Source organism: Dietzia sp. NPDC055343, assembly GCF_053645265.1.
Map to the genome: position 1 here is coordinate 1 of NZ_JBSHMJ010000027.1, position 13,515 is coordinate 13,515.

The 13,515-nt window shown below is 65.0% G+C and carries 12 protein-coding genes and 1 pseudogene; 6 read left to right on the top strand and 7 right to left on the bottom strand.

Annotated elements, in window-relative coordinates; translation table 11 throughout:
* Nucleotides 1-245: 245 nt before the first annotated feature.
* From lnt to ACWIE7_RS13180, 3 genes are all read right to left on the bottom strand, one after another.
* Nucleotides 246-1,724, bottom strand: a complete 1,479-nt coding sequence (gene lnt, locus ACWIE7_RS13170; protein WP_454069445.1) for an apolipoprotein N-acyltransferase — start codon at nt 1,722-1,724, stop codon at nt 246-248.
* Nucleotides 1,725-2,037: 313 nt separating this feature from the next.
* Nucleotides 2,038-2,403: a cytochrome b5 domain-containing protein gene (locus ACWIE7_RS13175; RefSeq protein ID WP_007626850.1), complete on the bottom strand. Its 366-nt coding sequence runs from the start codon at nt 2,401-2,403 to the stop codon at nt 2,038-2,040.
* Nucleotides 2,400-2,894, bottom strand: a complete 495-nt coding sequence (locus tag ACWIE7_RS13180) for a hypothetical protein (protein WP_454069446.1) — start codon at nt 2,892-2,894, stop codon at nt 2,400-2,402. Before ACWIE7_RS13180 ends, ACWIE7_RS13175 begins: the two co-directional genes overlap by 4 nt.
* Before the next feature lie 586 nt (nt 2,895-3,480).
* On the opposite strand from ACWIE7_RS13180, the gene ACWIE7_RS13185 reads away from it, so the two are divergent.
* Nucleotides 3,481-4,107 (top strand): M23 family metallopeptidase, encoded by a 627-nt coding sequence (locus ACWIE7_RS13185; RefSeq protein ID WP_454069447.1) that lies wholly within the window; start codon nt 3,481-3,483, stop codon nt 4,105-4,107.
* A gap of 1 nt (nt 4,108) precedes the next feature.
* Here the strand turns inward: ACWIE7_RS13185 and ACWIE7_RS13190 are convergent, their stop codons facing one another.
* Together ACWIE7_RS13190 and ACWIE7_RS13195 are read right to left on the bottom strand one after the other, a co-directional pair.
* Nucleotides 4,109-5,266, bottom strand: a complete 1,158-nt coding sequence (locus ACWIE7_RS13190; protein ID WP_454069448.1) for a sensor histidine kinase — start codon at nt 5,264-5,266, stop codon at nt 4,109-4,111.
* Nucleotides 5,263-5,961 (bottom strand): response regulator, encoded by a 699-nt coding sequence (locus ACWIE7_RS13195; RefSeq protein WP_454069468.1) that lies wholly within the window; start codon nt 5,959-5,961, stop codon nt 5,263-5,265. Before ACWIE7_RS13195 ends, ACWIE7_RS13190 begins: the two co-directional genes overlap by 4 nt.
* Before the next feature lie 367 nt (nt 5,962-6,328).
* On the opposite strand from ACWIE7_RS13195, the gene resB reads away from it, so the two are divergent.
* The 5 genes and pseudogenes from resB (at nt 6,329) to ACWIE7_RS13220 (ending at nt 10,412) form a co-directional block, all read left to right on the top strand.
* Complete coding sequence (gene resB, locus ACWIE7_RS13200; RefSeq protein WP_454069449.1) at nt 6,329-7,924, top strand: cytochrome c biogenesis protein ResB; 1,596 nt, start codon at nt 6,329-6,331, stop codon at nt 7,922-7,924.
* Nucleotides 7,921-8,925, top strand: a complete 1,005-nt coding sequence (gene ccsB / locus ACWIE7_RS13205; protein WP_017836393.1) for a c-type cytochrome biogenesis protein CcsB — start codon at nt 7,921-7,923, stop codon at nt 8,923-8,925. The genes resB and ccsB overlap by 4 nt, the downstream gene beginning before the upstream one ends.
* Before the next feature lie 239 nt (nt 8,926-9,164).
* Entirely contained in the window at nt 9,165-9,674 is a 510-nt protein-coding gene (locus ACWIE7_RS13210) for a DUF2771 family protein (RefSeq protein WP_007626376.1), read from the top strand.
* Nucleotides 9,673-9,873 (top strand): annotated as a pseudogene (locus tag ACWIE7_RS13215) (ATP-binding protein); the annotation flags it as partial. The gene ACWIE7_RS13210 and the pseudogene ACWIE7_RS13215, both read left to right, overlap by 2 nt.
* A 110-nt stretch (nt 9,874-9,983) precedes the next feature.
* Entirely contained in the window at nt 9,984-10,412 is a 429-nt protein-coding gene (locus tag ACWIE7_RS13220) for a four-helix bundle copper-binding protein (protein ID WP_007626378.1), read from the top strand.
* Between the two features lie 174 nt (nt 10,413-10,586).
* On the opposite strand, the gene ACWIE7_RS13225 is transcribed toward ACWIE7_RS13220, so the two are convergent.
* Together ACWIE7_RS13225 and ACWIE7_RS13230 are read right to left on the bottom strand one after the other, a co-directional pair.
* Entirely contained in the window at nt 10,587-12,008 is a 1,422-nt protein-coding gene (locus tag ACWIE7_RS13225) for an NADH-quinone oxidoreductase subunit N (protein WP_031264732.1), read from the bottom strand.
* 15 nt (nt 12,009-12,023) lie between these two features.
* The gene (locus ACWIE7_RS13230) at nt 12,024-13,514 is read right to left on the bottom strand and encodes a complex I subunit 4 family protein (protein WP_454069469.1); all 1,491 of its coding nucleotides are present in this window, start codon (nt 13,512-13,514) and stop codon (nt 12,024-12,026) included.
* Nucleotide 13,515: the final 1 nt, after the last annotated feature.

Consider the following 13,515-nt stretch of genomic DNA (forward strand, 5'->3'; position numbering starts at 1 on the left):
TCACGAAGCTCGTCTGGGTACTTGCGCGGTGCTCCCATGGTTCTGATGATCCCTTCCCGGGTATTCGATGTCTCCATCAAACCCGGGGCGATTCACGATCGTCAGCCAGATCGCGAGCCCCGAAACCCCACCACTCCACGGGACTTACCCCGCCCTGCCCGACATGCTCACGTTGAGCGCCTGCAGCCGGCCCGGCCGACGACGGGTCCGCTCCCGATATCGGCGCGCACTCATGGCCGGGGATCTCAGCCCCGCCGACGGCGGCTAGTAATCCACCCCACCAGCATCGCGAATACTGCGGTGACCGTGATGATGAGTTCAGGAATTGAACGTAATCGGGTGGCAAGTGTGAACTCGGTATTGAGCGGGACCTGTGCGACGAGGGCATCGGCAGTGAACATTTCGGTCTGCTCGAGGACATCGCCATTCGCCGCGATAATCGCGCTGACACCGCTGGTGGCCGCTACCACCACCGTGCGGTTGTGTTCGACAGCGCGCAGCCGCGACATCGCCAGCTGCTGATAGGTCATGTCGGTATCGCCGAAGGTTGCATTGTTCGTTGGTACCGCGATCAACTGCGCCCCCGACCGAACCGACTCGGCCACCAGATCATCGAACGCGACCTCATAACAGGTGGCCACAGCGAGCGGTGTCTCATCGATGGTCACCACACCATCGCCGTTACCGGGCACGAAGTTGCCCGCCTGCGCGGCATAAGGCGAAAGCTTGCTCACGATCGATCGCATTGGCAGATATTCACCAAATGGAACCAGGCGTCTTTTGTCGTGCGCATCGCCAGGTCCTGTTCCTTGCTCCCACACCAGCGCTGTATTTCGGGTGGTACCGGAGCCAGTGGACACCACCGCCCCCACAAGGATCGGAGCGCCGATCGCCTCTGTGGCCGCATCGATCCGCTCTGCAGCGTCGGCATTGCGAAACGGGTCGATGTCTGATGCGTTCTCCGGCCAGATCACCAGATCCGGTGCGGGCTTCACCCCCGCTGCGACCTCGGCGGCGAGAGCGTCGGTACGAGCCACATGATTGTCCAGTACAGCGCGCCGTTGCGCGTTGAAATCCAGACCGAGTCGGGGCACGTTGCCCTGGACTAGGGCAACCGTTTTAGAGGGGGTGGTGACCGCTGCGGTAGGGACGGGCATCGAGCCGAGTGCAGAGGCGGTCACAAGCACCGACCCGAGCAGCAACACCGAGCGCCAGGCGGAGCGCCGAGCAAGTCCGACGACCACTGCAGCCGTCGCGCTGCCCACCAGTGCAACGGACAGGCTCACCCCTGGCGCCCCAGCGATCTGAGCGATCGCCAGCAATGGTCCATCAGTCTGACCGAACGCCAGCCGGCCCCAGGGAAACCCACCGAAGGGCAGGCGCGCTCGAACCGCTTCGGTGGCCACCCAGCAGCACGCGATCCACAGTGCAGCCCCGGGCAGCCGCGCCACCAGTGCGGTGGCCCCAGCGAAGACAGCGACTGCCACGGCCTGTAGCGCCGCTAATGCTAGCCAGGGGACAGCGCCGACATAAACCCCCACCCAGGGCAGTAAAGGTACGAAGAACCCGAGACCAGCCAGGTATCCCAATCCGAACGCGCCGCGCACGCCGATCCCTCGGACCGACAGAACCAAAATGGCAAGACCGGCCGGGGCGAGAAACCACAAGGATAGAGGCGGGAAACTGGTGTACAGCAGTATTCCTGCGCCCAATGACGACACCATTCGACCAAGCGCACGGCCGACGGGGTGACTATTTAGCCACCGCCGAGAAGGCGTTGACCGCGGTTGATTTCGGGTAACCCCGCCCATCCTGAGGCCGACTGCTGGCAGTACCACCGATTGCGGCCCCCGGTTCTTCTGTCGTGGTGTCATGTCACGCTCGCGAGGTGTGCTCTCGTCTTCCGCAGAGGTCGCGGGGGGAGCGAATCGAACCCGTTCACGGCCTCGCTGAGTCCACGCGCGCGGCCCCGGAGCGGGGCCCGGCACATGCCTCCGACCGGGACGCACAGAGCGGATCGGAAGCATATCTGCCGGGTCACCCGGCGAGCTGGCCGATCTGGAACTCGGCGAGCCGCGATTGTGGCTGGGACGCTCCACTGTGCTGGTCGGTGAAACTCTCTGTCCCGTCTGTGCCGCACAGCTGCTCGATCCGGTCCGGCCCGCCCGGGTGTTGGTCGACCCACGCGGTGAGGTCGTAGACGATGTTCTCGATCACGGTCCAACACGAGTCGGTCGAATCGTTCTGCTGGACCTCGGCCATCGTGACCTGTTTCTCGGCTCTCTCGCCCGTCTGGAGCTGCTCTGCCTGCTCTGGCGCGCCCGTGTCGTTCCCGGCGCAGCCCACAGCTAGGAGCAGGGCGGCGGTGGTGCCGGAGGCGGTGAGTGTCCTGCGCAGTCTCATTCGATCTCCTCGTATAGTGATCTACCGAAAGTCCAGGCGGCCAGCCACGTACACAGGACCGTGAGCACCAGTGCTACGCCGATGTGGAATGCCAAGGTCGAGCTGCCCCCTAAGCTCGCTTGGGCGAACGTGGCCCCGAACAGGACGAGGGCGACGACTGCAGCCCAGCGACCTCGCCGTGTAGCCCACGCGCGCCACCCTAGAACCAGAGCCAGCACGCCGGTGAGGAGATGAAGGGCGATGGCGGCCGAGCGGTGGACGTCCAGACTGGTGCCGTCCTGGACCAGCACCCCTGCCGAAGTGAAGAGGAGTCCGAGGGCGCTGACTGTCACTAACGCCACCGCTCGTGCGAGCAACAACAATCGTCCGGAAATCTGTAAATCTTGTGATCGCGACACTTTCCCTTTCTCGAGCTGCTCGTCCACTTCTTCGTGGTGGGAGGCGGCCGGCGACCCGCCCCACTTGTCCCCCAATGCCGCACGCACTGTCACATCTGGAGATTGTGCTGTGCTGACCTCTTGATTCGGTCGGGGTTTGATGAAGGTCTGATCAAGATCCCGGACGTGACGGTCGCTGACGCGGTGCTGATTTGGTGCGCGGCCAGTTGGGGTGAACCTGGGTGAAGCCTGTCAGGACGTCCAGCTTCCGAAGGCCTTCCCATGTCGCCCACGTAGTCCCTGACACTCGCAACAGGCAGCTTGATGAACGCTGCCAGAGGCTGTGGTCAGAGGGAGACTCTAGGCACGATGCACGCTGGTGGGGGCCGCTCCCGGTCGTTCGTCGACACGGGTGACGAGGCCCCCACTTCTTGCGACGGCGGACTCTGCTCGTCTAAGTTCGAGCAGAAGTCACATCACGAAACCATCACGGTATAGCGGCAGGGGAGACACGGCGGCAGTGGAGCGAAGACGTGCACGCCGCAAGGCACACCCTTTAACTGTCGACATCTGGGCGAGTTCTGGTCGCCCTCGAGGTGGCGGTACGCATCGCCAACCCTCCGCCCGGCCCGAGTTACGCGATCAGGTCGTCGTCGTCACTGTCGCCGCCGGGGCCATCGTGTCCTCGATAAGTTTTCTAGTGGACCAGCACACAGAGGCTGGTGGTGAGCACATTCACCTCATCGCGCACGAGGAGTCGATCAGTCCTGCTGGCCAGTCTGGAGACATAGCCCTTCCCACGGCTGAACTGCCTGGGCCCGTTGCGGTGCAAGGCGACCTCCCGCTGGAGAGCGCTGCCGCCATGGTGTCGTCATTGGCGGCAGGCACCGAAATCGACGCTCGCCGGCAAGTTGCCGAGGAGACCGCGCGCCGTCCAACAGCAGCGATGCCGACAGTCGGGACCCTCACGTCTGAATTCGGCCAACGCTGGGGCGCACTCCACGGCGGCATCGATATCGCAAACGTGATCGGAACCCCGATCGTGGCGGCGACTGACGGGACCGTCATCGATGCCGGCCCGGCGCAAGGGTTCGGCAATTGGGTCCGACTGCTGTCGGATGAGGGCACGATGACCGTTTATGGACACATGGAAGAGGTTCTCGTGTCCACGGGCCAGCGTATACAGGCTGGACAGACGATTGCCCTCATGGGAAGTCGTGGCTTTTCCACCGGGTCGCACTTGCACTTCGAGGTGTGGTTGAACGAGGGACGGGAGCGCGCCGACCCCATCGAGTGGCTCCGGGAAAACGATATCGCGACCAACTGAGTCAGCCCTTGGAATGAGCCGGGGTCTGCGGTAAGGAGATCGTGAATCGGGCGCCGCGGCCGAGCCCGTCGCTGTGAACGCGGATATGGCCTTCGTGGGCTTCGACGAGTGCACGGGTGATGGTGAGTCCGATGCCGCTTCCTCCGTGTGCCCGGTCGCGTGCGGTGTCGACGCGGTAGAAGCGGTCAAAAATGTGGTCGAGGTGCTGCGCTGCGATGCCTTCACCAGTGTCGGCGATAGTGATCTCCACGTTCCCGTTGTGTAGGCGACTGGTGACGGTGACCATCCCACCTGAATCGGTGTGGCGGAGCGCGTTGTGCAAAAGGTTGGTCAGGACCTGGTTGATTCGATCACTGTCGACAGTGATCGGTACTGCCTGATCAATACGCGCTTGGAGCATCACATTCTTGTGCGAGTACTCGGGGCGCAGGGCGTCGATCGCGGCCGCGATAATGCTGCGAGTGTCGGTACCGATGGGGATGAGACGCGTGAGGTGTTCTTCGGCTCGGGACACCGCGCTGACGTCGTGAGCGAGCCGGCCTAGCCGACCAGTCGCGGTTCGCAGAATGCGCAGCGTGTCGTCGTCGAGTGCACGGACGCCGTCTTCGATCGCCTCCAGGTGGGACTCGAGCGTGGCCAGGGGAGTCCGCAACTCGTGTGCAAGATCTGAGAGCATCCGCCGGCGTGTGGTTTCGGTGGCATCTAGTCGTCGTGCCAGTTCGTTGAAGCTGGCGACAAGATCGTCGAATTCACGACCTATTCCCGGCTCGTGCACTCGTGAGTCGTATCGTCCACCGGCGATCTGCTGGACTGATCGGGTGACCGGGGAGATCGATCGTTGAACGCGGCGGGCGATGTAGCCGCTGACAGCCAGCGACAAGATCACCGATACCGCCAGTGCGATCGACCAAGACAGCATTATTGACGAGTTGAATGCCTCCTCCATATGGGCTGCTTCGGAGGAGTTCTGTGACAGTCCGGCCATCTCCAGATGCTCGTGGAAGATCCCGGGGGCAAGTATTGCGGCGACGACCCAGGCACTGACTGCGAAACCGATCATCACAAAAGCGAGCGCCGCCAGTAGCCGGGTACCGAAGGTGGCAGTGGTGAACCACCGCTTGAGGCGCGTCACGTTGTCACCCAGATCGATCCGGCTCACTGACCATCTCCGGTGCGGTAGCCGACACCGCGGACGGTGCGGATGTACGCGCCCCGGGACGCAGTGTCTCCGAGCTTGCGTCTGAGGTGCGCGATGTGGACATCAACCAGGTGCGTGTCGCCGACCCAGTCAGGCCCCCAGATGGCACTGATCAACTGCGTCCGGGACAGCACCAAGCCGGGGTCTCGCGTCAGTGCCGCCAAGAGGTCGAACTCGGTCCTGGTCAACTGAACCGGGGTGGTGTCGACGGTGACCTCGCGGCCTTCGACGTCGATCGCCAGTGCCCCAATCCTTCGCAGCTCTCTGCGTTCGGAGGCCGCAGACGGGGAGCGTAAGGCTGTAGACGATCGAGGACGGCGCAGCATGACTTGGATGCGGGCCATGAGCTCTCGTGGGCTGAACGGTTTGGTCATGTAGTCGTCGGCTCCCACGGACAGTCCGATGAGGGTATCGACCTCCTCGGTGCGGGCGGTGAGCATGACGACATACGCATCGGAAAAGGTGCGCAACTGGCGGCACACTTCGACGCCGTCCAGTCGCGGAAGGCCGAGGTCTAGCACGACGACGTCGGGATCAATCTGCCGGATCAGGTCGACTGCATCCTGCCCGTCGTGAACGATCGTGATGTCGAAGCCCTCGCGGGTCAGATAGGTACCGATGAGATCGGCGAGCTCACGCTCGTCTTCGACGACCATCGCCCGCAGCCCTGCGGTCGCGCGCGTGGTCGGGGACTCGCCTTCAGGTCCGGTGTCTCGAGAATCGGATGTGGACATAAGGCCCATCATCGTCGTAGGTCTGCCACTGGCGCCTATCGCGTGCTCCATCTTGATCAGAGCTTCATCAAACCTCCACCGAATCAATGGGGTCGGCGAAGCACAATCTCCAGATGTGACTATGCGTGCTAGAGCGGTACTGATGATGCTATGAAGCCGGTGACGCCCCACCACAGTTGCCCCTCGTTCCGGTTCGTCTCGCCGGGAACGGCAGAGGGGACTCATATCAGTGCCTAGGATGGCTCCGGTCACCGCGTTCCTGCGGAATTCATGGCGCACTCTCACCGCGATGCGCACGGCATTGATCCTGCTATTTCTGCTGGCGGTGGCGGCGATACCGGGGGCACTCCTGCCGCAGCGCAGCCTCAACCAGGGAAACGTCAATCAGTACATCGCGGACAACGGCTGGCTGGGAGAGTTCTTCGACAAGCTCCAGCTGTTCGACGTGTTCTCCAGCTGGTGGTTCACAGCCGTGTACGTGTTGCTGTTTATATCGCTGGTGGGCTGCCTGACGCCGCGGTCGATTGATCTGGTCAAACAACTCAAGGCCCCGCCGCCGCTTGCCCCGCGTAACCTTGCACGCCTGCCGCATCATGCGGCGTACCGGACCACGGCAACGCCGGAGCAGGCCGCGGACCAGGTCCAAAAGAGCCTCAAGGGCTGGCGGGTCCGTCGCAACAACGGGGACGGTCGCGTGTCGGGCGGCATCGAGTTGTCCGCGGAGCGCGGGTATGCGCGCGAGGTGGGCAACATCGTATTCCACTTCGGCTTGCTGTTCCTGCTCATCGCATTCGCGGCCGGCAAGTTCGTGTACGCGGAGGGCATGCGGGTGATCATCGCCAACGAGGAATCGCCAGCCTTCTGCAACACCACGCCTAGTGCGTACGACTCCTTCCGGGCTGGTCTGCTGGTAGACGGCACTGATTTGGCGCCGTTCTGTATCAAGGTCGAAGACTTCCGTACCGACTATCTACCTAATGGCCAGGCGGAGATGTTCACCTCCAACATTCGCTTCAGCGAGGAGGTCACTACCACCGATCCAGACACATGGGATCCCTACACGTTGCAGGTGAACCACCCGCTGCGCATCGGCGGCACCCGTGTCTACCTCCAAGGTCACGGCTTCGCGCCCACGTTCACGGTCACGTTCCCCAACGGCGAGACCCGTACAGACACAGTGCAATGGCAACCGACGGACCTGTTGACTTTTCTCTCCTCCGGCATCATGCGCTTTGATCCGCCAGCCGGCATGTACCCGGACATCGACGACCGCCTTGAGCAGCAGATCGCCATCCAGGGGCTGTTCGCACCGACCGCCTCGTTCGACGGCACCATACTCAGCTCCCGTTTCCCGCGGATGGACGACCCGGCGGTGGCGATCGACGTCTACCAGGGCAACGCCGGCCTGGACAATGGCGGCGCACAGTCGATCTTCTCGCTGGACCCCGACCTTATGGAGTCGGGCGCGTTGGAGCGTAGGGCCCGCGTCAACCTCATGCCCGGCGAATCCACGACCTTGCCCGATGGCACCGAGGTTCGCTTCGACGGAGCCGACGAGTTCATCAACATCCAGATCTCGGAGGACCCTACTCAGATCTGGGTTGGCGTGTTCGCTGCCGTCATGGTGGGTGGACTCGTCCTGTCGTTGATGGTCCGTCGCCGAAGGATCTGGGCACGGATCATCGTCGACGGGGCCCAGGCGACCCGCGTCGACCTGGGTGGCCTCGCTAAGACGGACAGATCGGGCTGGGGCCGGGAATTCGATGACCTCCGGGACCGGCTGGTCACCATTGCTACTGCTACACCCGTATTTCCCGAACCTGGCGACACTGCATCTAGTCGAGGCGACGACCCCGACGCTTCGTGGAAGGACAACATCCGGTGAACACTGTAATTCTCGCGCAGGGACTGCCTGTCAACGAGACGCTCTCCACCTACAGCGACCTGGCGTATAGGTCCGCGTTCGGTCTATACGTGCTGGCGCTTGTCGCATCGTTGATCTACTACGCCGGATTCCGGGTAGCCAAGGTGACTAAATCAAGCCGGAACCTAGTGGGTGCCGGTGGGCCCGGGCTCACAGAATCAACCTCTCTCACCGACACCGGAGACGAGGACCGTGAGTCCGCAGGCAGTGTCCGCTGGGCACGGATCGCACAGCTATTCATCATCATCGCCTTCCTCTTCCAAGCGGCTGCGCTGATCCTGCGCGGGGTGGCCACAGGTCGCTTCCCGTGGGGCAACATGTACGAGTTCATTCTGGCCACCACGCTGCTGGGAGTGGGCGCCGGGCTGATTTTCCTGCGCAAGCCGGCCCTACAGGTGGCCTGGCCATTCGTACTGGTACCGGTTCTGATCCTGCTGTTTTTCGGCGGCACCAACCTGTATTCCGAAGCCTCTCCCGTCGTGCCGGCACTGCAGTCGTACTGGCTGCCCATCCACGTCTCGATCATCTCGCTGGGATCGGCCATACTGCTGATATCCGGCGTCGCCTCGATCATGTACCTGATCCGGGTGTGGCAACCGCAGGGTCAGGAAACGGGCTGGAGCTCTGGGCTTTCCCGCCCACTACCGCATGCCGACACTCTCGACCGACTGGCCTATCGCACCGCTGTGATCGCATTCCCGATCTACAGCGTGGGCATCCTGCTGGGCGCTGTCTGGGCCGAGGGCGCGTGGGGTCGCTTCTGGGGCTGGGACCCAAAAGAGACTGCCTCCTTCGTCTCTTGGGTCCTTTACGCCGGCTATCTGCACGCCCGTGCCACCAGTGGCTGGGGCCCCAAGAAGGCCGCTTGGATCAACCTCGCCGGGTTTGCGGTGCTCATCTTCAATCTGTTCTTTATCAACATCGTGGTCTCCGGTCTGCACTCCTATGCTGGCCTGAACTGAACGGTTGAGGAGCACTTCGCAGCCTCGATATCTGCTTTAGAAAGCGCAGCATCCAACTCCGCGAAATGAAAGAAACGGGGCCGGCTATCGCCCCGGTCCGACTCGGGCAGGAGACGCTTTTTGGCACCGTGCGAGGCGAGCCGGGTAACCACACTGGGCTAGGTGGAACCGTTCGCGGCACCTCGGGGAAGCCGGTGGCTCCCTGAGTCCGACTACGAAGAGATCGGCAGAACGAAACTGTGAGCTCCCGCAATGAATCCGAACTGACCGGCCGCCGTGTCCGCCCGGCCACCTGGGCGATCCTGGCGTGGATGATCATCATGATCGCCGCCATCCTGGGGGCGTGGAAGGGGTCGGAAGCCCGGTTCGGTGTGCTGTCGGAGATCACCGTGGCCACCGACCGCAGCACCGTCAAGGCTCTGCCCTTCACCGCGACCGACCTGGACGGCAACTCCTTCACCAACCCGGTGCCCGAATTCGTGGTGCGCAGCGAGCACACACTGACCGTCCGATTGTCCACCGAGCTGCGCGAGTCGACGATGAACGTCTACGAGGTGCGTCAGGGCGGTACCAACGAGTACATCGTCGAGGCTGGCGGTGCCGGCGAGCTACTCATTCCGGTGAGCACCCCGGAGCATGGCCCCATCGAGGGCCTAGCCATCCGGTCGGTCCCGATCTTCTATGACAAAGCCGGTGAGCCGTCGATCCTCAACGGCGAATGGTCCGTGTCCTTCGTCTACGAGGACTGAGCGCCCCAGTGGCGGCAGCGGTATCGGCCTGACCATCACTCGCGCACTCGTCGAAGCCCACGGCGGGAACATTCGAGCGCACAGTGACGGGCCCGGCCGAGATGCAAGTTTCACTGTCGAGTTTCCGAGCTCTGGCCGCTCTCCCACTAACCGAGCCGGCATTTCCGGCGCGCAAGTGGCCGGGCCCGGTCTGATTTGACCGAAGAAGGGAGTCAGCTTATGTGTCGACCGACGTGGCGCTACCGCCTGCTCTACCGTGCGCGGACGGCGCCTTGCCCACGGCCGGGACCGGCGACGGAGGACGATCTCGTGCTGCGGTACGCCACGATCGCTGATCTCGGCGCGACCGCGCAGTTGCACGTTGAACAGCTACCGGCCGGTTTCTTCCCCGGCCTGGGGCCACGATTCATGCGTCGCTGGCACCGGACCTACCTTGATTCCCCGCACGGCGCGGACGCCTGCTTGGCAGAAGAGGCGGTTGCCGACCTGCGGAACTGCATCCGTACCAATCTCGACTGCGCCGATGTCTGCGTCGCCACCGCTTCCGTCCTGAGTCGCCGAACGGGCAGCAACCTGACCGTGGTCACCGAGTTGCTCAAGGCCTGCCGTGCCGCGTGCGCTACTTGCGCCGAAGACTGCGAGGCTCACGCCGACATGCACGAGCACTGCAAGCTGTGTGCTGACGCCTGCCGTCGTTGCGAAAAGGCCTGCAGCGACCTCCTCAGCGCCATTGGCTGAACCCGCGGCGCCGCTGTAGTCGTTGCTCGACTGGGTGTGCGACTTAGGTCCTACGGCGACAACCGACGATCTAGGGGGTTCTCTCCTATAAGCGGGCTCTCCTGTACGGCCCCCGGCTCCCTCCCGCACCTACTCGACGCCCCTTCCGGCTGGGGAAGGCTGCCGCTCCCAGCCCTACAGGATCCCGGGGCCGTCGAGGGCAGCCCACAGGACACCGGCCAGGACGCCCAGCGCCAGGCTCGCGGTCGCGGCGACCGCGGCCGTGACGGCCGGCCAGGCGGCCATCCCGCCGCGTCCGGGGAACTCGGCGGCTTGGGAGTCGGGTCGGGCGAAGACGGGGGCGAACCAGCGCAGGTAGTAGAAGAGGCTGATCACGCTGTTGACCACCACCACCAGAGCCAGCCACCCGTGACCGCCGTCCCAGGCGGCGGTGGCGGTGGTCAGTTTGCCCACGAAGATCGCCAGGGGCGGGGTGCCCACCAGCCCCAGCAGCGCCACCAGCACGGTCAGTCCCAACCCTGGGCGGGAGCGGGCCAGCCCGCGGTATTCGGCGAGCGTCCGGTGCTCGGGCAGGGCAGCGGTCACGGCAAAGGCGGCGACGTTGGTCACGGCGTAGGCGGCCAGGTAGAACAACAGCGAGGGCAGGGCCAGGTCGCTGCGCCCGGCTGCGGCCACGGGCACCAGCAGGAACCCCACCTGCGCCACGGTCGACCAGCCCAGTAGCCGGCGGGGATCGGTCTGCCAGTAGGCGGCCAGGTTGCCCAGGAACATCGAGGCGGTGGCCAGTAGGGCGGCGACGAGCAACCAGGAGTGCTCTTCGGCGGAGACCGTGGCCACCAACCGGTACACGGCCACCAGCGCGCCCACCTTGGGCACGGTGGTCAGGAACGTGGCGGCGGTGACCCCGGAGCCCTGGGCGGCGTCGGGCACCCAGAAGTGCATCGGCACCCCGCCGGCCTTGAACAGCAGCCCGGCCAGCACCCCCAGGATGCCTGTCCCCACGGCGGCGTCCGGTGCGGTGGGCAACGCCTCCCGGAGCAGGGCGTAGTCGGTGCCTCCGGCCAGGGCATAGAGCACGGTGACGCCCAGCATCAGCAGGATCCCGGACAGCGCCCCCATGAGGTAGGTCTTGACCGCCGCCTCGGCGCCCAAGCGGCCGCCGGTGAGTCCGATGATCCCGTACAGCGGGATGCTGGCCAGCAGGAATCCCACGATCAGCACCAACAGGTCGGTGATCCCGGCCAGGACCATCACCCCGGCGGTGGCGAAGAGCAGCAGGGCGTAGGTGTCGGATTCGCGCGGGGAGTCCTTGAGCTCCCCGGAGGCCACCCCCAGGATCAGCAGGGTGGCCAGGGTGGCTATCACCCGTGCGGCGCCGGTGGCGGTGTCCACGGCAAAGGTACCCGCAAAGGCGCTTTGCGCAGGCCCGGCCATAGCCACCGCGGCGGCGGTCGCGGCGCCCAGTAGCGCCAGGGCGGCCGCGGCGCGGGCGATCCACTGGCGCTGCCGGGGGAGGAACGATCCGCCCAGTAGCACCGCCAATCCGCCGGTAAAGACGATGATCTCGGGCAGCAGCAGCCCGGGGCTCATCTGCATGGAGGCGTCCACGGGTTACCGTCCCACCAGTTCCACGAGGGCGGCCGAGCTCGGCTCGATCACCCCGAGCAGCACCAGCGGCAGCACTCCGATCAGCACGGACAGCGCCAGCAGAGGGCCGGCCGACCACAGCTCGTGCGCCCGCAGGTCCGCGAACCCGGGGGAGCGCCCGGCGGCGGGCCCGGTGAAGACCCGCTGCAGGGCCCGCAGGAACAGGGCGGCGGTGATCACGATGCCCACTAGCGCCACTGCGGTCACCGGGGCCACGGCCACGCTGCCGGCGAAGATCTGGAACTCGGCTATGAACCCGGAGAACCCGGGCAGGCCCAGGGAGGCAAAGGCGCCGATCGCGAACAGCGCCGCGTACCGCGGGGCGGGGCCGGCCAGCCCGCCATAGGAACCCAGGTCGTAGGTCCCGGCCCGGCTCTGCATGACCCCGGCCAGCAAGAACAGGGCGGCGGTGATCAGTCCGTGGCTGACCATCTGCACCATCGCGCCGGTGACCGCCACGGACCGGGCCTGCTCGGCACCCTCCACCAGCAGCCCGGCCGCACCCAGGGCCAGGACGATGTAGCCCATGTGGTTGACGGAGGTGTAGGCGATCATCCGCTTGAGGTCGGTCTGGGCAAGCGCCACCAGTGCGCCGTAGAGCACGGAGACGATTCCCACGGCCACGATCACCCAGGCCCACGCCCGCCAGACCTCGGGCAGCATCGGCATGGCGATCCGCACGAAGCCGTACGCGCCCATCTTCAGCAACACCCCCGCCAGGACGGCCGAGCCGGCGGCCGGGGCGTCGGTGTGGGCCGGGGGAAGCCAGGTGTGGAACGGCACGGTGGGGGTCTTGACGGCCAAGCCCACCAGGATCGCCGCCAGCACCAGCCCCCCGGCGAGCGGCTCACCGGCCAGCGGGGGTGCGGCGACCAGCTCGGGGATGTCAAAGGTGTGGGGCGCCGAGAACACATACAGCCCGATGAAACCCAGCAGCAGGGCCAGCGACCCCAGGAACGTGTAGAGGAAGAACTTCAGCGCCGACCGGGCCGCATTGCCGTGGCCCCACCCGGCGATGATGAAGTACATTCCCACGATCGACAGGTCAAAAAAGACGAAGAACAGGATCAGGTCGGCCGAAACGAACACGCCGAGGCTCATGCTCTGCAGGAACAAAAATAGCGCCGCCTGCACGCGCGGCCGGTCCGAATCCCGCAGGCAGCACACAGCGCACGCCAAGAACACCACGACCGTCATCGCCACCAGCGGCAGGGACAGCCCGTCGATGCCCACGTGGTAACTGCTGCCCACCCCCGGGATCCACGGCACCTGCTCCTCGAACGCCAGCCCGTTCGGTCCCGGGTCCTTGTAGCCGGCCCACACCACGGCAACCAGCAGCACTTCCAGCACGCTCACCGCGATCCACGCCCATCGCGCGGCCGCCGGCCCGATCGCCGGCACCGCGGCCAGGACGGCGGCGGCGGCCAAGGGGAGAAAGACGATCAGACTGAGCATG